This is a genomic window from Rhizobium sp. 01L419, assembly GCF_056400025.1.
In genome coordinates this window covers 104197-123853 of sequence record NZ_JBFTSM010000020.1, presented here as the reverse complement: position 1 = coordinate 123853, position 19657 = coordinate 104197, and the positions used below count along the sequence as shown (strand labels likewise).

At 60.3% G+C, this 19657-nt stretch carries 19 protein-coding genes and 1 pseudogene; 7 read left to right on the top strand and 13 right to left on the bottom strand.

All coding sequences use genetic code 11. The features are described 5' to 3' along the window. Positions 1–29 precede the first annotated feature (29 nt). Entirely contained in the window at positions 30–278 is a 249-nt protein-coding gene (locus AC1DUP_RS30650) for a helix-turn-helix transcriptional regulator (protein ID WP_112547632.1), read from the top strand. 199 nt (positions 279–477) lie between these two features. On the opposite strand, the gene AC1DUP_RS30645 is transcribed toward AC1DUP_RS30650, so the two are convergent. The 4 genes from AC1DUP_RS30645 to AC1DUP_RS30630 are packed head-to-tail and all read right to left on the bottom strand — an operon-like array spanning position 478 to position 5949. Continuing rightward, positions 478–1746 carry an aminotransferase class III-fold pyridoxal phosphate-dependent enzyme gene (locus AC1DUP_RS30645; RefSeq protein WP_477836495.1) on the bottom strand — a complete coding sequence of 423 codons (1269 nt, stop codon included), beginning with the start codon at positions 1744–1746 and terminating at the stop codon, positions 478–480. Next, positions 1746–3890 carry an ABC transporter permease gene (locus tag AC1DUP_RS30640; RefSeq protein ID WP_477836493.1) on the bottom strand — a complete coding sequence of 715 codons (2145 nt, stop codon included), beginning with the start codon at positions 3888–3890 and terminating at the stop codon, positions 1746–1748. The genes AC1DUP_RS30645 and AC1DUP_RS30640 overlap by 1 nt, the downstream gene beginning before the upstream one ends. Then, positions 3887–4996 (bottom strand): ABC transporter ATP-binding protein, encoded by a 1110-nt coding sequence (locus tag AC1DUP_RS30635; RefSeq protein WP_113509946.1) that lies wholly within the window; start codon positions 4994–4996, stop codon positions 3887–3889. The genes AC1DUP_RS30640 and AC1DUP_RS30635 overlap by 4 nt, the downstream gene beginning before the upstream one ends. Beyond that, a complete protein-coding gene (locus tag AC1DUP_RS30630; protein ID WP_477836491.1) occupies positions 4996–5949 on the bottom strand; it encodes an extracellular solute-binding protein in 954 nt (317 codons plus the stop codon). Before AC1DUP_RS30630 ends, AC1DUP_RS30635 begins: the two co-directional genes overlap by 1 nt. 132 nt (positions 5950–6081) lie before the next feature. Between AC1DUP_RS30630 and AC1DUP_RS30625 the strand changes: the two genes are divergently transcribed. From AC1DUP_RS30625 to AC1DUP_RS30615, 3 genes and pseudogenes are all read left to right on the top strand, one after another. Next, complete coding sequence (locus AC1DUP_RS30625; RefSeq protein ID WP_477836489.1) at positions 6082–6963, top strand: LysR substrate-binding domain-containing protein; 882 nt, start codon at positions 6082–6084, stop codon at positions 6961–6963. A gap of 284 nt (positions 6964–7247) precedes the next feature. After that, positions 7248–7935 (top strand): annotated as a pseudogene (locus AC1DUP_RS30620) (zinc-binding dehydrogenase); the annotation flags it as partial. A gap of 195 nt (positions 7936–8130) precedes the next feature. Then, on the top strand, positions 8131–9294 hold the full coding sequence (locus tag AC1DUP_RS30615; protein WP_477836487.1) for a trans-sulfuration enzyme family protein: 1164 nt from the start codon (positions 8131–8133) through the stop codon (positions 9292–9294). A gap of 158 nt (positions 9295–9452) precedes the next feature. On the opposite strand, the gene AC1DUP_RS30610 is transcribed toward AC1DUP_RS30615, so the two are convergent. Beyond that, on the bottom strand, positions 9453–10343 hold the full coding sequence (locus tag AC1DUP_RS30610; protein ID WP_477836485.1) for a LysR family transcriptional regulator: 891 nt from the start codon (positions 10341–10343) through the stop codon (positions 9453–9455). A 107-nt stretch (positions 10344–10450) separates the two neighbouring features. On the opposite strand from AC1DUP_RS30610, the gene AC1DUP_RS30605 reads away from it, so the two are divergent. Next, positions 10451–11374 carry an SDR family NAD(P)-dependent oxidoreductase gene (locus tag AC1DUP_RS30605; RefSeq protein WP_477836483.1) on the top strand — a complete coding sequence of 308 codons (924 nt, stop codon included), beginning with the start codon at positions 10451–10453 and terminating at the stop codon, positions 11372–11374. Then, a complete protein-coding gene (locus AC1DUP_RS30600) occupies positions 11371–12201 on the top strand; it encodes an NAD(P)-dependent oxidoreductase (RefSeq protein WP_477836481.1) in 831 nt (276 codons plus the stop codon). Before AC1DUP_RS30605 ends, AC1DUP_RS30600 begins: the two co-directional genes overlap by 4 nt. A gap of 223 nt (positions 12202–12424) precedes the next feature. Here the strand turns inward: AC1DUP_RS30600 and AC1DUP_RS30595 are convergent, their stop codons facing one another. The 4 genes from AC1DUP_RS30595 to AC1DUP_RS30580 form a co-directional block, all read right to left on the bottom strand. Beyond that, a complete protein-coding gene (locus AC1DUP_RS30595) occupies positions 12425–12709 on the bottom strand; it encodes a carboxymuconolactone decarboxylase family protein (protein ID WP_477836479.1) in 285 nt (94 codons plus the stop codon). Between the two features lie 177 nt (positions 12710–12886). Beyond that, entirely contained in the window at positions 12887–13909 is a 1023-nt protein-coding gene (locus AC1DUP_RS30590; RefSeq protein ID WP_477836477.1) for a quinone oxidoreductase family protein, read from the bottom strand. Continuing rightward, entirely contained in the window at positions 13902–14987 is a 1086-nt protein-coding gene (locus tag AC1DUP_RS30585; protein ID WP_477836475.1) for a Gfo/Idh/MocA family protein, read from the bottom strand. Before AC1DUP_RS30585 ends, AC1DUP_RS30590 begins: the two co-directional genes overlap by 8 nt. Next, on the bottom strand, positions 14984–15436 hold the full coding sequence (locus tag AC1DUP_RS30580; protein ID WP_477836473.1) for a nuclear transport factor 2 family protein: 453 nt from the start codon (positions 15434–15436) through the stop codon (positions 14984–14986). The genes AC1DUP_RS30585 and AC1DUP_RS30580 overlap by 4 nt, the downstream gene beginning before the upstream one ends. Positions 15437–15538: 102 nt before the next feature. Here AC1DUP_RS30580 and AC1DUP_RS30575 point away from each other — a divergent pair, with 102 nt between their 5' ends. Continuing rightward, on the top strand, positions 15539–16468 hold the full coding sequence (locus tag AC1DUP_RS30575) for an AraC family transcriptional regulator (protein ID WP_477836471.1): 930 nt from the start codon (positions 15539–15541) through the stop codon (positions 16466–16468). Between the two features lie 206 nt (positions 16469–16674). On the opposite strand, the gene AC1DUP_RS30570 is transcribed toward AC1DUP_RS30575, so the two are convergent. The 4 genes from AC1DUP_RS30570 to AC1DUP_RS30555 all read right to left on the bottom strand — a co-directional run bounded on the left by AC1DUP_RS30570 (position 16675) and on the right by AC1DUP_RS30555 (position 19656). Further along, positions 16675–17112, bottom strand: a complete 438-nt coding sequence (locus AC1DUP_RS30570) for a DsrE family protein (RefSeq protein ID WP_477836469.1) — start codon at positions 17110–17112, stop codon at positions 16675–16677. Between the two features lie 120 nt (positions 17113–17232). Next, complete coding sequence (locus tag AC1DUP_RS30565; RefSeq protein ID WP_477836467.1) at positions 17233–18195, bottom strand: MBL fold metallo-hydrolase; 963 nt, start codon at positions 18193–18195, stop codon at positions 17233–17235. A gap of 90 nt (positions 18196–18285) precedes the next feature. Next, positions 18286–19110 carry an alpha/beta fold hydrolase gene (locus tag AC1DUP_RS30560; RefSeq protein WP_477836465.1) on the bottom strand — a complete coding sequence of 275 codons (825 nt, stop codon included), beginning with the start codon at positions 19108–19110 and terminating at the stop codon, positions 18286–18288. Between the two features lie 246 nt (positions 19111–19356). After that, positions 19357–19656 (bottom strand): tautomerase family protein, encoded by a 300-nt coding sequence (locus AC1DUP_RS30555; protein WP_477836463.1) that lies wholly within the window; start codon positions 19654–19656, stop codon positions 19357–19359. Position 19657 lies beyond the last annotated feature (1 nt).

Here is a 19657-nt window from a genome sequence, read left to right as displayed (position 1 = left end):
ATATCAACCAATATGGGTGACTCTGAGCGATGGGTCAAGCAAGCGGGACAACGATTTTGACACCGGAGCTGTGCCGCGCTGCACGCGGTCTCCTGGATTGGACACAAACGGACCTTGCCGAACGCGCGGGCGTATCGCGCAGCACCATCAGGGACTTTGAAGGTGGCCGGCATGATGTCCATCGTGCCACCGCAGCTCAGTTGCGTCTTGCGCTTGAAGTCGGAGGGGCGGTTTTTATTCCCGTCGAGGGCGGCAAGATAGGGTTATGTACCGGCTGACATCGCATGGATGGCGCGGAGCCTAGGAGAGAGGCCGATGAGCGCCGCCTCGAGAGCGTTGCCGAAAAGCTCGCTGCGGTCCTGCGGGTCACATGCGGGCGAGAGGAAAAGTAGCGGCAGAAGCAGCGATCCGAAGGAAACGCGGGACCGACTGTCCCACGGTTTCGGGCCAGTCTCGATGATGTCGCCGCGACATCAATCAGAGATGGCCCAGCCGAAGTCCGCGCAGGCTCAACACGATTTTGTGCAAAGCCATTTCCAATTCGTCATCCGAGATCGTCAATGGAGGCGAAAAGCCGATCGCGTTGGCGCCCTTCATCGTCGTCGAAACTCCGTGCTCGAGGAGCGTGTCGACAAGCCCGCCATCATCCGCGTCGAGCTGCGATCGATCAATTTCCAGCGCCAGCAGAAGTCCCCTGCCCCTTACGCCCAAAAGCGATGGTTCAATGAGTGCCAGATCTGAGACACGAGCGCGCACCACATGTTCGAGATGGGCAGCTCGATCGGCCAGACGATCTCGAAGGATGATGTCGACGGTGGTCAAGGCAGCCCTTGTCGTCATCGGGTTTTTCTCATGTGTGTAATGTCCGAGAGAAAGTTCGGGTGCGATATCGAGCGCTTTATCCGCAATAACCGCTGCGATCGGCAATATGCCTCCCCCAAGCGCTTTTCCGAGCACCACGATGTCCGGGATCGTTCCGAACTGCTCGAAGGCAAAGAAGGTGCCGGTCTTGCCAAGGCCCGACGGGATTTCGTCAAAGATCAGCCTGGCGCCGGCCGCATCGCAAAGTCTGCGTACCTCGGGCCAGAGGCCATCTGGTGGCACCTGACAATTGGACCGCATGGGCTCGGCGATCACCGCTGCTATGCCACCGTCCGTCTCCTCCAGAGCGGCTCTCAGATCCGAAATCATTGCGTCGGCACCGTCCTCGCGCCAGTATGGGCGAATATGCACCCGATCAGGCAGGAAACTGCCAAGGCGAGGATCGAGGTTGGCGCGCGACAGTCCGAAGGAACCGAACCCATGACCGTGATAGGAGCCTTCCAGCGAAATGGTAGCACTGCGTCCGGTGGCGACACGGGCGAGCTTGATGGCGATTTCGATCGCATCCGAGCCGCCGGTCGCCAACAGGACCTTGGCCCTGCTGCCAGGCCATTGCCCGACAAGACGTTCGGCCAGCAAGGTCGCCGGTTCGTTCGTGTACCGGCGCGGCGCAAACGGCAATGTGTCAAGCTGCGCTTTGAGTGCGGCGACAAGCTCCGGATTGGCGTGACCGATATGGTGCGTCGTATTGCCATGCAGGTCGATAAAGCGCCTGCCGTCAAGGTCCTCGATCCAGACGCCGGAAACCCGCTTTAGCGTCGCAAGACAGGGGCTCGATCCCTCCTGATGGAAGAAACTGTCGGCGTCACGCGCAACGAATACGGCATTGGCCGAAGGACCGTTGTCATCGTGTTCGTGGTCCATCAAAAGGTTCCTCCCATGCCGGTCACTGTCAATTGCGTGCCGTATCGTTTGTCTGCGGCAGGATCGGCTGCCAGCCCCTGTGCGCGCCGCGTGCTTTTCTCGATCCACCAGACGGTCCCCATGGCCAGAACCGAGACGGCGAGCAGGCCGACGCTCTTTGCGGCCGCATAGCCGTAGCTGGAATCCTGCGCCGCATTGAAGATCGCGACCGATGCAAGCTGGACGTTGCCGCTGACGAGGAAGATAATCGACGACAGCGTCGTCAGGCCATCGACGAAGACGTAGAGTACGCCGAGGAGGGCTGCGATGCGCAGCATCGGCAGCGTCACCTCGTAGTAGCGTCTGATCATGCCAGCGCCCAGGCTCTCCGCTGCCTCGTCGACCGCCTGATCAATGCGCTGCAATGCGGCACGCGCAGCCAGCACGCCGACATAGAGATTGCCGAACATGATGTTGATGATGAGGATCGCCTGCGTGCCGGACAGCGACAGCGCCTTGATGCCGAAAGGTGCGTTGAAGGCGATGATATAACCGACACCGAAGATGATGCCCGGCAGGATTGCCGGGATCATCGCCTGGAAGGCGATCATATCTCCGAAGGGCGCACGCATCCTTTCGGCAACATAACCGATCACAAGTGCAAGCAGCCCGCCGATCGGCGCGGCAACAGCCGCGATCCGCACACTGTTCCAGACCTGTTCAAGGCCGCCACCTGACGATCCGTAATTGGTGCCGGCAAGCCCCGATCCAATCCCCTCCGGCGTGAAGTAGGCAAGCGTGAAGCTCCAGTCGACGCCCCAGATACGCGTCACAGAGCCCAGGATGACGACGCCATAGATGGAGAGGATGAGCAGGCAGAAAACACCCGCAAGCCCCGTAAGACCTGCCCTGACGAGGAGCGGCTGAAATACTTCGGCTGGCGTGCCCGCATCGGCGCTGACATAGCGCTTGCGTCGGCCGATCTGCTCGAGCGCCAGATAGAAGATGAGCGACGGGACGATCAGCCAGAGGCAGATTGCGGAGGCGAGCGGCGTATTCTGGAAACCGGTGATCTGGTCGTAGATGACGCCGGCAAGAACTGGCGTATCGCGTCCGAGGATCATCGGATTGCCGAAATCCGTCAGGCTCTGGATGAAGACGAGCACGATCGCCCGCTTCAGGCCCGGCCAGCTCAGCGGGAAGGTGACATTGAAAAACAGCGCCAGCCGTCCGGCGCCGAGCATCATGGCCGCCTCCTCCAGCCGCCCGTCCTGGCGCCGCATGACATTGTCGAGAACGATCAGCGTCGTTGGCAGGAAGGATAGCGTCTGGGCTATGACGATGCCGAAGGGTCCATAGAGATTGAAGGCATCCGCGTCGGTCAGGCCGAGCGTCTGGTCGAGCAGGGTAAAGGTAATGAGCCCGCGCCGACCGAAGAGCATGGTGGTCGCAGTCGCCACCAGCACCGGCGGGGCGACCAGCGGCAGCAAGAGTATTGTTCGTGTGAGGGCGGGCCGGGCGATGCCGCCGCGATTGAGCCCGTAGGCGATCGCATAGGCAATCGAGACCGTGAAGAGGACGGAAACAGCGGCCAGCCAGAGGCTGTTGAGAGCGGCCTTGCGCAGATAGGGATCGGCGAGGACGGCAACATAGTTGTCGAGCCCGTAGCGCGCTGCCTTGGCGGTGCGCAAAAGATCGAATTCGGAAGGTGCCATCTTGTCGCGCACGGCAAAGGCAAGCGCTATGCGCTTGTGCAGCATGATCTGGGCGACCGGAAAGGCGGTTTCAACAGCCGCCCGGTCGGACGGCGAGAGGCTCGAGAAAGCCTGCTCGATCGCTGCCTGCTGCTGGTCGAAGGGCTGATCCGTGCGCCAGGTAACTTTGGCGCCGGCAAGCTCGTAAGCGGTCGCAGTCGCTTTGACACGTTCGGCCCGCGTCGCGTCGGTCACCCATTTGTCGATTGCCGCCTGCCGTTTCTCAGCGGGCAAGAGGGCGATGGCATCCTGCGTCATTTCGGCGAGACGCCAGGGCGGCAGGGGACCGGAATTGTCGAAGCTCTTGATGAGCACCAGCGTGACAGGCACGACGATGAAGGTCAGCAGCAACAGCATGACGGTCACGGCTGCCGCAATTCCTGGAAGGCGGCGCAATATATGTCTGTTCATGAGATCGGCCGATCGAGGAGAACGAGCTGCGCAAGATCGGGCTTGACGGCAATTGCAGCGTGGCGCTGAAGACCGGCCCAAGCCGATGTCGAGGGCTGCTCGGCGATGAGCTTCAGATTGTCCGGGCAATTAATGAGGACGCGCAACGTCGAGCCGAGAAAGGTGACGGCTTCGACCGTGCCGCAAACCGCACCGGGATCATCGAACCCACATGGCAGCATATGCTCGGGGCGGATCATGACGGTGAGGGTCTCACCTTCTGCGATGCCGTCTGGAAGGGCAAAATCCCACAGAGCATTATTGACGGCAAAACCGCCCATGGCAGCCGTGCCATTCAGTATATTCGACACGCCGATGAAGTCGGCGACGAAGCGCGAGACCGGCCGATGGTAGATCTCGTTCGGTGTGCCGATCTGTTCGATGCGCCCGGCACGCATGACGGCGACCCGATCGGACATGGCGAGCGCCTCCTCCTGGTCATGCGTCACGTAGAGCGTCGTGATCCCCAGCCGATCGACCAAACCGCGAAGCTCGGCGCGGAGCTTGGCGCGAATACGGGCATCGAGTGCTGACATCGGTTCATCGAGGAGCAGGATTTGGGGCTCGGCTGCAAGCGCTCTGGCAAGCGCCACGCGCTGCTGTTGGCCGCCGGACATCTCGTGCGGGTAGCGGTCGAGCAGCCGGTCGATTTCGACTATTTCGGCGAGCTCCCTCACCCGTTTACGGATTTCACCGCGCGGACGACCGGCCATGCGGGGGGCAAAGGCAATGTTCTGCTCGGCGGTTTTGGTCGGAAAGAGCGCGTAGGACTGGAAGACGAAGCCCATGCGACGCGCAGCGGGCGCAAGATAGGTGACATCCTCACCGTGGCGCAGGATCCTGCCACCGTCCGGTGCGGCAAAGCCCGCGATCATGCGCAAGAGCGTGGTCTTGCCGCAGCCGGAATCTCCAAGCAGCGTGACGAATTCGCCAAGCCCGATTTCAAGATCGACGCGGTCGACAGCGGTAAAGCCACCGAAGCGCTTGGCAAGACCTTCCACGACCAGATGCGGCCCGCCTCTATCGACGGGTCGCTGGCTGGCAATATGATCGGCGCGCTGAAGCATCAGCCGCCATTCAGGAAGCGAGCGGAAAATTCCTTGCGGAACTCATCCATGTTGGCCGGACGGCGCATCGTCCAGGTGCTGACCTGATCGAGATCGACGAGACCATATCCCGGCACGGCGGTAGCGCCGACCAGTTTGCCGAGGACTTCGGCCGCATCCTTGCTAGCCATGAAATCGAGGAAGAGCTTGGCCTCTTCCGGATGCGGAGCACCGGCGAGAAGTCCGCCGCCCTCGCTGGTATTCGGTGTGATCCGGCCGAAGACGATCTCGACAGGACGTCCGGCGGACTTGGTCGCATAGCAGGTCGTGTCGTAGGAAAGGCCGATCGTTACTTCCCCGGTCCCCGCAAGCTGGGCGCCGCCCGAACCGCCGTCGGAATACTGATAGACATTCTCGTTGAGGTTTTCGACGAAAGGCCAGCCGAACGCATCGACAAAGGTCGTCAGGATCGCGCCGCCCGTGCCGGACTTCATCGGCGACGGAAGCGAGATTTCCTTCTTGTAGACCGGCTTGATCAGGTCTTCCCAGGTCGTCGGCATCGGCAGATGCTTTTCGGCAAGACGGTCGCGATTGACCACCATGCACATCGTCGTTGCGAAGTAGCGGGTATAGAAATTGTCGGGATCGCGGAAACTGTCTCTGATGTCGGTGCCCGCAACCTTGTAGGGTTCGAAGGCGCCGGCGTTCTTCAGCTGCTCGAGCGCATCGCTGTTGACGAGATAGACGAGGTCGGCCTGGGGGTTGCCCATTTCGGCGATGGCGCGCTCGGCGATCGGACCCGTCGATCCGGAAACGACCTGAAGCTTGATGTCGGGATATTTGGCGCTGAAGGCGGCCGTCAGCGCGTTGCTGACATTTTCAGAGGCGTTATAGACGACGAGGTCGCGGGCTTCGGCCTGCGCCGAGAACAGAAGAGCGACGGCACCCGCCGCGGCAAATTTGAGTGTGTTCATGTCGGTTCTCCAATATTTTTGGCGAGACGGTGGAAAATTCGAAATGCCCGGAGTTGCCGAGCTGTTATAAGTTTGATCTATAGTTAGGATGCATGAATTAAGTGACACTTATTTGACGATGGATATCGGACGATGAATTTTTCGCAATTGCGAGCCTTCTACGCCGTCGCTCAGCACGGCACTTTCTCCGCCGCCGCCCAGGCGCTCAGCGTCAGCCAGCCGGCGGTTACTCAGCATGTGCGGGCGCTTGAAGAGGCGATCGGCAATAGATTGTTTCACCGGCGCGGCTCCGGCGTGGAGCTGACGCCCGATGGTGTCGATCTGCTTCCGCATATCCATCAGATTATCAAGGGATTGGAAGATGTCGCCGCCAGGATCGAAGGGGGCAAGGAACTCCGCACGGGGCATCTGACCATCGGGCTCTGCAGCCCGCATGTCGCAATGCCGCTTATTCGCAGGTTCCGCATCACTAGGCCGGGCATCCATATCGAGACGCGCATGTCGAATACCAGCACCCTGCTCGATCTCGTGTCCCAGCAGCGCGTCGATGTCGCCGTCGTGACCCTGACCGAGCCCCGCGACGATCTCTACTGCCATCGCCTGGTGGGGCAGGAGGTCCTAGTCGTCGTGCCGGCCGATCATCGATGGAGTGGGCGAGATACGATCGGAATCGATGAACTCCAGGACCAGCCCTTCATCCTGCGCGAGGCGGGCTCGATGACGCGACAGATTTTCGAGCGCGCCCTTGCCGACAAGAACATCCGCATCCGTCAGGAATTGGTGCTGGCAAGCCGGGAGGCGGTCAAGGAAGCCGTCGCCAACGGCCTCGGCCTCGGGATTGTTCTCGACAAGGAACTCGGCAACGACGAGCGTCTGGTCGGGCTGAAGATCGCCGGTGCATCAGTCGCGGCAAGCGAGTATCTCATTGCGCATCCCGAAGTCAGCGATCTCGGCGCTGTCAGGGTATTTATCTCATCGGCACAGCACGGCACCACAGCGGAGTTGACGGGCTGACCGGATTGTTCCCGGAGCTCGACTCTTCTATCAGACAGGGCCCGGCACCGCCGGCCTCACTCTTGTGCCGCGTCTGACCGAACCAATCGTGCAGGCAAACTGTGCCAGACTTGTGCTTTGGTTGGTCGCCGCCACGCGCCGCCTTCAGCAGGTTCTCGGCCTTGTCGATGCGTTCGACCACTCTGCCATGCATCGGGTTCTTCTCGGCAATCGGTCGGGCAGACCTCAAAACTTTAAGAACGAGCTCCAATCGTTTCTGCATGCCATCTCCATGCGAAAGGAAAGAATTTGCGGCCGTCGATGCACGGTTGCTGGCTCATCAAGCCATCTCGCCTTTCCATGCGTGAAGCAGCCGCTCTACCCCTCATCTTCATCACGGCGTGGGAAGGCCTCGTGGATCGCGTCGGCATCCGGGCTGGCCAGAAGGTGCTCGTCCTCGGTGGCGGGGGCGGGGTGGGACATGTAGCAGTTCAGATTGCCAAATCGTTTGGCGCGGATGTTTATGCAGTCGATGGAGCCCGCAAGGCTGACTACATCAAGAGCCTCAATCCGACGCCGATCGATTACGCCACGGAGACCGTCGAGGAGTATGTCGCCAAGTACACTCAAGGACGAGGTTTTGACGTCGTCTACGACACCATTGGCGGCGCTGGCCTGGACACCGCGTTCAAGGCGGTCGCCCGCTTTGGGCACGTGGTTAGCTGCCTCGGCTGGCGCACACACGCACTCGCCCCGCTCTCATTCAAGGCCGCGACATATTCCGGAGTATTCACACTGCTTCCGCTGCTCACTGGCGAAGGCCGTGAGCGTCACGGAGACATCATGAAGGAAGCGACGCGCCTCGCGGAAAAGGGTCAGTTGATGCCGCGGCTCGACAGTCGGTCCTTCACCCTCGAAAGTGTGATGACGGCTCACGAGCTGATTGAAGGTGGCAAGGTTGACGGAAAGCTCGTCGTCGACATCGCGTCATAGCCGGGGTCCCGCGTGTTCATGCGCGGGACCCGCTTCACTGAAACCCATTCTTTCCGCATGGCCAGACGCGAGGATTGCGAAGAAACGACGCCACATTTGTCTCGCTTGATAATTTCCCTTGATACAACCGGCCTGAAATCCTCGATCGACTAGCTCGCATCAGACCACGCACTCCTCGGTGAAAAGGAAGATACGATGAAGGACCTTACCCACTGTGTCGTTACGCCAAGCGTAAAAACCGAAGGGTTCGCACCGCTGGGGATCGGAGTGCACCGTGCGTCAACGATCGTCTTCAAGACGGCGGAGGACTACGCCGACCGAGGAAAACGGGGACCCGACGGCTACAGCTACGGTCTTTACGGGACGCCGACAACCAGAACACTCGAGGCAAAACTGACAGCTCTCGAGAAGGGTGCCAGAACTTTCCTTGTACCCTCGGGCCAGGCGGCCAACGCGATTGCGATGCTTCCATTTCTCAAGGCGGGTGACAGGGTCCTCATTGCAGATTCCGTGTACCCTCCGGTGCGCGATTTCGCCAATATGGAACTGGTGCGCTTCGGCATTGAGGTTGTCTACTACGATCCTGTCGACCCATCTGATCTCGAGACCAAAATCAACGCCAGAACCAAGATCGTCTGGTGCGAATCTCCAGGTTCTACGACAATGGAAATCCAGGACCTGCCCGCTATCACGGACATAGCCCATCGGCATGGAGCACTGGTTGGCTGCGACAACACCTGGGCGACACCGCTGAACTACAAGCCTCTGACGCTTGGAGCAGACATCGTCACAGAGGGGCTGACCAAGTACATTTCGGGACATTCCGATGTACTGCTGGGATCATTGACGGTCCGTGATCAGAAACTAATTGCTCCAATACGATCAACGCTCGGGCGGATGGGTATCTCAGTGTCTCCGGACGACGCCTCGCTGGTCATGAGAGGATTCGAAACGCTGGGCGTCCGCATGAAACATGCAAGTCAAGGCGCGCTTCAGTTGATCGAAAGAATACAGGCAGCGGATATCGTGGAACGCGTTGTCCATCCAGCATTGCCCACCGATCCCGGACACTCCATTTGGAAGAGGGACTTTCATGGGGCATCAGGTGTCTTTGGCGTCGTTTTCAAACGAGGCCTGTCCGATCGGGTCTCGCCTGCTCTCAATGTGCTCAAAACATTTGCGATAGGAGCATCTTGGGGCGGAACACGCAGTCTCGTCGCACCCATGCCCGTCAAGGCCTACCGGACGGTGCGGCGGTGGGATGCAGACGATCTCGTCTTACGCATAAGCGTTGGCCTTGAAGATCATCAGGACCTAGTCGACGATATCGAAGCGCTTCTCGCACAGATTTCCAGATAGCGGCAGCTCCCCACCCTGGCCACGTGACCGCCCCCTGCTCGCCCGAGCCGTCCGCATGCGCGCGATCTATCCCGGCGGGTCCGGATAGAGTTCGTCTTGGGTGACGGTCGATGTTGGAGATCCTGCGTTCGAGATTCCAATCAATGGGAAGAAGCGGGTCATCGTCGTTGGTTTCGATCCCGTAGGAACGAAACGAAGGCCCGCATGGAGGCACTGAGATGGCGGTGTCTCGGGTAATAGAGATGTAGGCCTGGATAAGGCGGCGTCCATTCTCCCAGCAGTTCGACCAAGGCGCCAGCTTCAAGAGCGGCGGCGGCCATCCACTTCGTCACGTAAGCCAGGCCGTAACCGTGGACTGCCGCCGCCAGAATGAGCCTTGAATTGTCTAGGACGAGGCCGCCAGTCGTCTCGACAACGAGTGCCTCTCCTCGCCTTTCGAACTCCCAGCGGTACAGGCTGCCTCCCGGCATACGAAGCTGGATGCAACGATGGCCCCTCAGCTCGGCCGGCGATCGCAACGGGGGACGGCCTGCAACATACGACGGGGCGGCGACGACGATATGCTGCTGCATCGGCCCGACCGGAATTGCCACCATGTCCTCCGAGATAATCTCGCTGGAACGGATGCCGCAATCGAACCCGTTTTCGGCGATGTCCACGAGCCGGCGCTCGCTGACGATTTCGACGCGCACGTCAGGAAACGCCGCCATGAATTCGAGCACCAATGGTGCCAGCACCTGCTCCGCAGCCGTCGCATCCGCGTTGATCCGCAACGTCCCGGAGGGCTTCGAAGTGAATTCACCCAGTTCGTCCGCGGCGTCAGCGATCTCAACGAGCGCCGGGCGAAGTCTGGCGAAGAACCGCCGACCTGCGTCGGTGAGCGATACGTTGCGGGTGGAGCGATGGAAGAGCTGCACATTGAGGCGGCTCTCCAAGCTCGCGACACTGTGGCTGAGAGCGGAAGGACTGAGGCCGCTGCGTCGAGCGGCCGCGCGGAATCCGCCGTACTCGGCAACCGCTGCGAAGGCCGCCAGCTCCGCGGGCGACATCGCGCCGACCGTTCGAATTCTCTCAGCATGCCGTTCTGTGTTGTCCATCTAATCAGCACAATGAAGAACTGCTACTTCAAACACAACCCATCAGGAAAGGAACTACGATGTCTCAGCAAATTCCATTCGGCTTTACCTCGACCGCATCGGAGGTTCTCGCCGGTGTCGACCTGTCCGGCAAGACCATGATCGTAACCGGCGGGGCCAGCGGCATCGGCATCGAAACGGTAAAGAGCCTAGCCGCCGCCGGTGCGTCCGTAACCATTGCTGCGAGGCGCGTTGACGCCGCGGAAGAAGTCGCAAAGGGCTTGAGGACGGAGACCGGTAACTCGAAGATTGAAGTCCGCCCACTCGATGTCGCCGACTTGAATTCTGTACAGAAGTTCGTCGGCGACTGGGACAAACCGATCCACGCCCTTGTTAACAATGCGGGCATCATGATGGTGCCGGAGCTGGAACGAACCGCAGAAGGCTGCGAGCTGCAGTTCGGCACGAATTTCCTCGGCCACTTCGCGTTGACGATGGGGCTGCGTCGCCAGCTTGCCGCCGCCAATGGAGCACGCGTTGTATCCGTCAGTTCGACCGGCAGCCTCTTCGGCCCGGTCATTTGGGATGATCCCCATTTTCATTTCACCCAGTACAACCCGCTTCTGGGTTATGCCCAGTCGAAGACTGCCTGCATACTGCTGTCGGTTGGCATCAAGGAGCGCTGGGCGTCTGACGGCATCGTCTCGAACGCCCTCAATCCGGGGGCAATCGCGACAAACCTCCAGCGACACACCGGCGGCCTCAAGACGCCCGAGCATCTTCGCAAGAACTCTCAGCAAGGCGCCGCGACATCCGTGCTGCTAGCCGCCTCGCCGCTTGTCGAGGGCGTCAACGGTCGATATTTCGACAACTGCCACGAGGCGCCTCTGACCGCACGCCGACCGGAGGGGAAGCTCGAAGGTGTTGCGCCTTACGCGCTCGACAGCGCCAATGCGGACCGGCTTTGGGAGATGGCATTGCGCATCGTGGGAGAGCCGAAATGAGCGACGCCCTTCGCGTAGGATTCATCGGCCTCGGCGACCAGGGTGCGCCCATGGCTGCTGCGATCGCCGACAAGTTCGATTTACACGTCTGGGCGAGACGTGCTGTCTCGTTCGATGCTCTTGGCAACGCCCGGCACGTAAAAGAGGCTGACCCTGTCGAACTTGCGGCAAACGTTGACCTGCTGTGCCTGTGCCTGCGTGGCGATAGCGATTTGCATGACCTCTTAGCTGACCGTTCGTTGCTCCAGGCATTGGGCAAAGGGGCGACCATCGTGAACCATGCAACCGGCGATCCCGCTGAAGCCGAGAACTTTGAACGTATCACCGAGGAGCTCGGCGTGCACTTTCTCGATGCGCCCGTCAGTGGTGGGCGACCTGGTGCGGAAGCGCGGTCGCTAACCTGCTTTGTCGGAGGCCGCGCTGAGGCACTTGACGCAAGCCGACCTGTTATCGAGTGCCATAGCACTCATATCGTCTCAATGGGTCCGGTCGGTTCAGGCCAGATGGCGAAGCTCTGTAACAACGCTCTTACAGTCTCGAACCTGCGTAACATTGTCGAGGTGTTCGCGATGGCGGAGAAGCTGGGCGTCTCCCTCGCGGGCCTCCGAGACGCGTTCGATCACAGCAGCGGCGGAAGCTTCATCCTGCAGGCTCTGGGCACCAAGGTGACGGTGGGCAACGCAGTACATATCGCCGAGCTGAACCGGGCGGACGTCGACGAATTCGCGGCAGCGATGCGTCGGAAAGGCGTTGATCCGACGGCTGTCCAGGAATGGGCGATCAAAGGCCCCGACGGACTGGAGGCGCTGGTCCAGCGTCTGCAGTAAGAGATCGTGGCCGGAAAGCGGCGGACATCCGTCCGTTTCGCTTGAGAGCCCATCGCGTTCCGATGCCATGATCTGCCGGGCCGGACCGGGCTGCGCAATTACACATCGACGCAGATCTTCATCGTGCCCGAAGGCCGCAAGCGGCCCCCGGGCGTGCCTGAGCTTGGACAGTGTCCCTAATCCAACTGCATTTCCTTGCTGACCCTCGATGTACCGCGTGCGTTCATGAAGTCTTTGATTTGACAGCATCCATCACCCGCGTGGAATAAACGAGTCCTGCCCCAGCGTTGACACCAATCGCCGTTCCGAGCGCCTCGGCGATCTCTTCACGCGTGGCGCCCGCCATTAGCGCGGCGTCGGTGTGGACAACGATGCAGCCATCGCAGCGCAACGAGACCGCAGCCGCTAGAGCGATCAGTTCGTTGACTTTGGTACCCAAGAGATTGGTTTTACGCGCCGCTCCGCCGATTGCCTGATAACCCCTGATCACATCCGGGCTCATAGACATCACATCTCCTCACGATTTTAAGAGCTTAGGCTCGGTAGTAAACTGCAGCGCGTGAAGGGACGCCCCGCGTACTCAAGCAACCGAAGGGTATTACCCTAGCTTGAATCTTGTCGGTCGATCGTCAGCAGCCTCTGGTATCGCCTTGGTGCGAGAGCCAACCTCCTCCGAACGAGGGCATCAAATTCTCAATACCACTCGCCCCAAAGTCTCTCCGGCCTCCAGTGCCCTCTGGGCTTCGCCCACCCCCTCGAATGAGACAACACGGTCGATGTGGGCACGAAGCGTGCCCTGGTCGGCCCTTTCGGATATCTCGTCGAGAACGCGGACTTGTCTCAGTCTACGCTGATGGTCGCGAGCGATCTGCGGCAGGCCGATATTGACGAACGAGATGTCCAGGTTTCGCCATTCCGCAAACCCGTTTCCGCCGCTCGGCCAATTGGAGACCACGGTGTTCACCAGGCGGCCATATGGCGCGACGTGGCCGAAGCTTCGCGCGAAGTTGTCATGTCCGACAAAGTCGAACACAACATCGGCGCCGTCCTTGCCACTCCAAGACTTCAGTGCCGAGCCGACGTCTTCCGTCCGATAAAGGATTGCCAGGTCTGCACCCAGCTTCAGCGCGAGGGCGGCTTTTTCCTCACTTGAAACAGTAGTAGCCGTCCGCGCCCCGATGGCCGAAAGGTACTGTATGGCGATGTGGCCAAGGCCGCCCGCTCCACCGTGCACCAGCACGTGATCGCCCGGCTTGACCCTCCCCTTGTTGAAGACGGCTTCCCACGCGGTCAGGCCGACCACAGGGAGCGCGGCAGCCTGCACGAAATCGAGGTTCTTCGGTTTTCGCGAAACATACCCACCATGTATCACCTTGTACTCCGCGTAGCTGCCCGGGTTGCCGGGATAGCCGCCATCGATGTACCAAACTTCGTCCCCGATCGCGACGTTGTCGACAGCGTCGCCGATATCCTCGACAACGCCAACGCCGTCGATGCCGAGGATTGTCGGCGATCCGGCGTCTGCATCGGGATCCGGCCTCTGTCCACTCTTTCTATTCTGCCAATCGGCCGGATTAATCCCGGCTGCGACCACTTTGATGAGAACATCCTGAGGTCTCTCGATTTTCGGCATGGGTATGTCCCGCACCTGCAGGACTTCAGGTCCGCCGGGGGTGTCCAGCACCAACGCACGCATCTTCTCAGACATCGCGCCACCCCCCTCCGCTCTGTTCGACCGCGTTTATCAGCCGATGCAGCTTGACGGCGCTGTCGAACGTCGGGGTTTGGCGTGTACCCGACAGTTTGTCGGAGGCAAAGAGTTCGTAAAGTTTCTTAACGTTGCCAATCAGGACATTCTCATCCGGCCCGAAGTCGCCTGGAACGGGGATTGGATGCAGGTTCTCGCCCGCTTGCGCGCCAGAAAGGTTGAACCCGCCAACGCCCACGTAGCCGACGGGGCTGGTCAGGAGCAAGTCTCCCTTGGTTCCGTTGATCTCCATATGGAAATTCGTCGCGCGCGACAGGCCGCCGCGGAAATGGCTTGTCACAAGAGCGCCCGATCCAAGCCTTCCGTTAAAGGCGACCTGGTCTGCGACAGTGAGCGGAGCAACCTCGCGGCTCTCCATCATTCTGATTGTGGGCCGCCGGGTTGCGAGCGTCCCTGAAACGCTGAGGAACTCAGAGCCCAGCGCGAACCCGAGGGCGTCCATTGTGTGCGCGAACGGAACGTGCAGCATGCTCGCCCCATTGGATGGGTTCAGGGTGTACCGGAAGGCTTCCTCGAGTTCTTCCCCCCAGCTGATTCCGGAACCGATAACGGAGGCCGACAGAACCTCGCCAACATACCCGTCGCCGATGAGCTTTCGGGTATGCCTGATTGCCGGGTTGGCTCGGGTCTGGAGACCGACCATCGTCGACACACCCCTGGCGGCGGCGAGCTCGTTCATGGCCTCCGCATCCCGGAGGTTCATGCCGAGAGGCCATTCGGAGAACACTGATTTCCCGGCCTCGAGGCCGGCGGTCACGAGCTGGAGGTGCTCCGGGACCCTGACTGTAACGACGACGAGGTCCACGTCGGGATGGTTCACGAGCTCCTCGGTCGATGAAACAGCGTGGTCGGACCCGAACTTCTGGGCCGCTGCCTGTGCGACCTCAATCCGGCTGTGACTTAGCACCGAAAGCCGGAACTGCGGCAGTTCCTGAAGAGCGGGGACATGGGCGGTAGATGCCCAGCCACGGTCGGGGTGTACCCCGATGATGCCAACTCTGATTGGTGCTTGGGTCATTGAACGCGCTCCTTGGGCTTGATTTCAAGAATGGTGCGATGGAGGGCGAGCTTCGCAATGCGCCATTGTCCATCCGCCAGCTCCCACGTTTCGTGGTAGTGTCCGTAGCCGTGCATGCTGGCCGGACGCGTTTCGTCGTCCACCGGGAAGACGAGGTAATCCTCCATGGACCAGATCGCCGTGACCTGGTGGGCGGACACTCGTTCCAGCTCGGCGTTGTGGACTTGGTGGATCGTACGGGCGCCCTCAAGGTAGCGGGCGGTTATCGCGACGAAATCGGCGACAGAATTGAACGCGCCGACTGTGTTTCCTTCAGGGTCCATGAACCGCACTTCTGGTTCGGCCGAGAACAGCTTCCCGAACTCATCCCAGCGTTTAATATCGATGTATCGGCAATACCGGGCCTTCTGAAGCCCGATCGCTTCGAATGCCTCTATGTCGCTCTGCATTTGAAATCTCCGTTAGGGTGCCTACATAAGTCGCCCGCTCCGGACGGTTGAGATATGATATTCTCGGATTGTTGTCGGATCGTCCAACTCTGGCGAGGCGACATGGACGCGCTTTCGAAAATCTTCACTGCCCCCCGCATTAGAGAGGCGAAGTTCACCCGCCTGGAGGCCAGCGCACCCTGGGGGATAATCTCCCCCGGCGAGCCCGTGGTGAAGTTCGTACATGTCGTGAGCGGCTCGGCTGTATTGACAACGCCCAACCAGGCTCTGCCCACACGGTTGGAAACCGGTGACGTTTTCATCCTGCTGGCCGATGCCGCTTACCAGATTTTCGACGACGAACGTTCGATACTCATCGACTGCGTCGACGTGGAGCGAGCTCGCGTCGGCAACGGTATCAAGTTCGGCGGCGGCGGAGCCACGACGACATTCATCAGCGGGTCCTTCGAGATGGAGCCGCTCGGGCGCAACTACGTCCTCGACGTGCTTCCGCCGTTTCTGCATCTGACCAAAGGCGTTGGACGGACGGAGGGCTTCGCGACCATCCTGAACATGCTTGCACTTGAGACCTCCGTTTCTGGTCTGGGCGCAGACGCAGCGGTGATCCGGCTGTTCGAGCTTCTGTTTATCCATGCGCTCCGAGCCTACGTTGGCGATGACAGGCACCAGAAACGCGGTTGGTTGGCCGCTGCATCGGATGGCCGCCTAAAATCCACTATCGAGGCGATCCATGCGGATCCCGGGAAGGACTGGACCATCGATTCCCTTGCCAGAATGGCGGGCATGTCTCGGTCCGCTTTCGCCGCGCGTTTCAAAAACGTTCTCGGCCAGACTCCCCTGAAATACATGACCTCCTGGCGAGTTTACTGCGCTTCGACGCTTCTCCTCACATCCCAAGCGCCGATATCGGAGATCGCCCACAAGACGGGATATTCATCCGATGCGGCGTTCAATAAGGTGTTCAAGCGAATAACCGGATACACGCCGGGCATGTTCAAGCGGGTGAACGAACCCGCGAGGCGCGCTGACTAGCGATGACAACGGGCTCGCCGGCGGCGGTTAGAGTTGCCGTCGTCTCAGTGCCGATCCCGCTTGCGCCTCTGGTCACGATTGTTGTCTTTCCATGGAGAACAATTCCCTTCAGGACATCCGGGGCCGTTGAATGAAACCCAAATGGCAGTTGAAGCATGGCACTCTCCTTGGGCGTTCGATTCTTGGCAGGACAGGGAGCCGAAAGGTCACTCGGTGATCTTGACGAATCCTTGCTGGACGAGCTGAATCGTCCGCGCCATGGCGTCGAGATTGATCTTGATGCGGGGCAGAAGATCGGCGTTGCCCCATCCGTTCACCTTCGCAGTCGCTCCGCAAAGCTCGATCTTGACGCCGATGTCGATGAGGTCCGCGACCAGCTTTTTGTAGGGGTTGCCGGTGGCGATGTTCCGCGACGCATTGTAGGCCTCATCGCCAAGCGTGACGTGGCCGGCGTTGGTGTGGAACACCACGATCACTTCAGAAGCCGCCTTCCAATTCGCGATGTCCGTCGTGATCAACTGAAGATGGAATAGAGCCGCAGGCAAATCACCCTCGAACTCCAAACCTCCGATGCTGTGGACTGACTTCACTTCTCGCAGCTCGACAGGGATATCGATTACGAGCCCGCTTTTTTCATCCGGCATGTTCGTCTCCTTCGAGATCACTGGTTGCGAATAGATCCGGGACGCCAAAGCGGCGCCCCGGAGGCGCGCGAGGGAGCGGTGGGAGGAGCGCGCCGAAAGGGTTTCGTGAGGTCGGCCCACCTAGACGCCGGCGTAGACGAGCCTCGTGAAGAAGGCGGGATCAATCACGAACTGGCCCCACTTCTCGTCGAACGCAGCCGTGGGCTTTGCTTCAACCGTCTCGTCAAGGGATCGTCCCTGCCGTTTGAGCTTGGCTACGTTCTCGCGTATGGCGACCAGCATGTCACGGAAGTCACGCAACTCGGCGCGATTGCTCACCGGGTTTCCATGTCCAGGAATGATGATGGTCTTGTCGGTGGACGCGGCGAGGTTCGCTTCAGCGGCAGCGATCATTCCGTCGATGCTTCCGCCTGTCGAGTGATCGATGAACGGATAGATGCCGTTCCAGTATGTGTCGCCGGCATGCAGGACATCCGCCTCGCCGAACATCACGTAGATGTCGCCATCCGTGTGGGCCGGGCCGTAATATTTCAGATCGAGTGTGTTACCGTTGAGTTTGAGCGTATGCTCCTTCGAGAACACATGCTGGGGGACGCCGCTCCGCGCCAGCGGTAGAAAATTGTAATCCCAGTCCTCTACCCGTTGGACCTGCGAAAGATACTTGCGGGTGTTCTCGTGCGCGATGATCTTTGCGCCGTCGGAACCGATCCAGGGGTTTCCATCCGCGTGGTCGAAATGCCAATGGGTGTTGATCAAGTGGGACACGGGGTCCGGCGAGATGTCGGATAGCGCCTTGGTCATCTGTTTCTGCGAGACACTGATTCCGGCGTCCACCATGACGAGGCCGTCCTTGCCGCCCGACACCGCGATGTTGCCACCCGACCCTTCGAGGATGGTGATGCCATTCCTCAGCTTGTGGGTGGAGATGGCCGACTTGGCGGCGCTGTCCTTTATGAGGCTCACCAGGCCGCGCGCCTCGGCATAGGCCTCGCGGGGGCTCAACCATCCTCCCGTGGCGGCGAATCCGGAACCGATGCAGCAGAGGCAAAATCCACGGCGCGAGAGCATGTGTTCGGTTTTCATGACATACCTTTCCGCAGCCGGATCAAACGAGCCGACGGCTTTGAACTGGAGTTGGAGAGGTCGAGGCGGGCCTTGCGGCCTGCCCTGCCGTCAAGCCTTGATGAAGGACAACAGATCGGCGTTGATCACGTCGGCGTTCGTCGTGAACATACCATGCGGGTAGCCATCGTAGACCTTTAGCTTCCCGTTCTTGAGCAACTTTACCGACAGCTCCGCAGAGTCGGCGATCGGAACCACCTGATCGTCGCTGCCGTGCATCACGAGCACGGGGACGTCGATGACCTTGAGGTCCTCCGTGAAGTCGGTTTCCGAGAAGACCTTGATGCATTCGTAGTGTGCATTTGCACCGCCCATCATGCCCTGTCGCCACCAGTTGCGGATGGTACCTTCCGAGACGGTCGCCCCAGGGCGGTTGAAGCCATAGAACGGCCCGCTTGCGATATCGAGGTAGAGCTGCGCGCGGTTCGCGGCCAACGCCGCCCGGTAGCCGTCGAACACCTCGATCGGAAGCCCGCCCGGATTCTTGTCGGACTTGACCATGACCGGAGGGATTGCGGAGACAAGAACCGCTTTCGCGACCCGGCCCTTCCCATGTTTGGCCACATACCTGGTGACTTCCCCGCCCCCGGTCGAATGGCCGATGTGAACGGCATCGCGGAGGTCGAGAGCCTCGGCCAGGGCGGCGACGTCGGCCGCGTACGTGTCCATGTCGTTGCCACCGGATGTCTGGCTCGAGCGGCCATGGCCCCTACGGTCATGCGCAATGACACGGAAACCCTTGCTTAGGAAAAACAGCATCTGGTTGTCCCAGTCGTCCGCACTGAGAGGCCAGCCGTGGTGGAATACGATCGGCTGACCGGAACCCCAGTCCTTGTAGAAAATCTGCGCGCCGTCTTTCGTCGTGATGCTGCTCATGATCTCACTCCCGGTTTCGAAATCTGCTCTGGTTGGATTTGAAGACATCGTCGCCGCCAGGACCTGCACCGGCAGGGCGGCAAATGCTGTGGCGGCCGTCCCGATCAGAACTTCCCGTCTCGTGACGGCGGGTATCGGCAAATTTTCCTTCGAAGTCATGGTCCTGTTCCTTCATGGCCGGATGGCTCCGCAAGGCGGAAGTCTTGCGTGACCTTCTGTCCTCGCCGCTGTACAGATCGCGGGTGGTCAGACGACGACTGGCGCGGCCTCGGACCACTCTTTGCGCGTCGTCGGATGGCCGTCGATCGTCTCGACGATGTCTTTCGATTTCGAAAGCGTGGTCATCAAGGACTTCGGCCCCTCGAACGGCCTGCCACCGATGTGCCAGCCATCCGTGTGTAGTTCCTCGATCAAGACCCAGACGACCTCGCGGAAGGCTTCAGAGCCTTCGAACTTGACCATGACATCGGTTAGCGCCTTGGCCATGGCGTGCTTTTCCTCTGGCGTGAAGACGCCGTCGGCGAGCTTTACGTTAACGAATGGCATT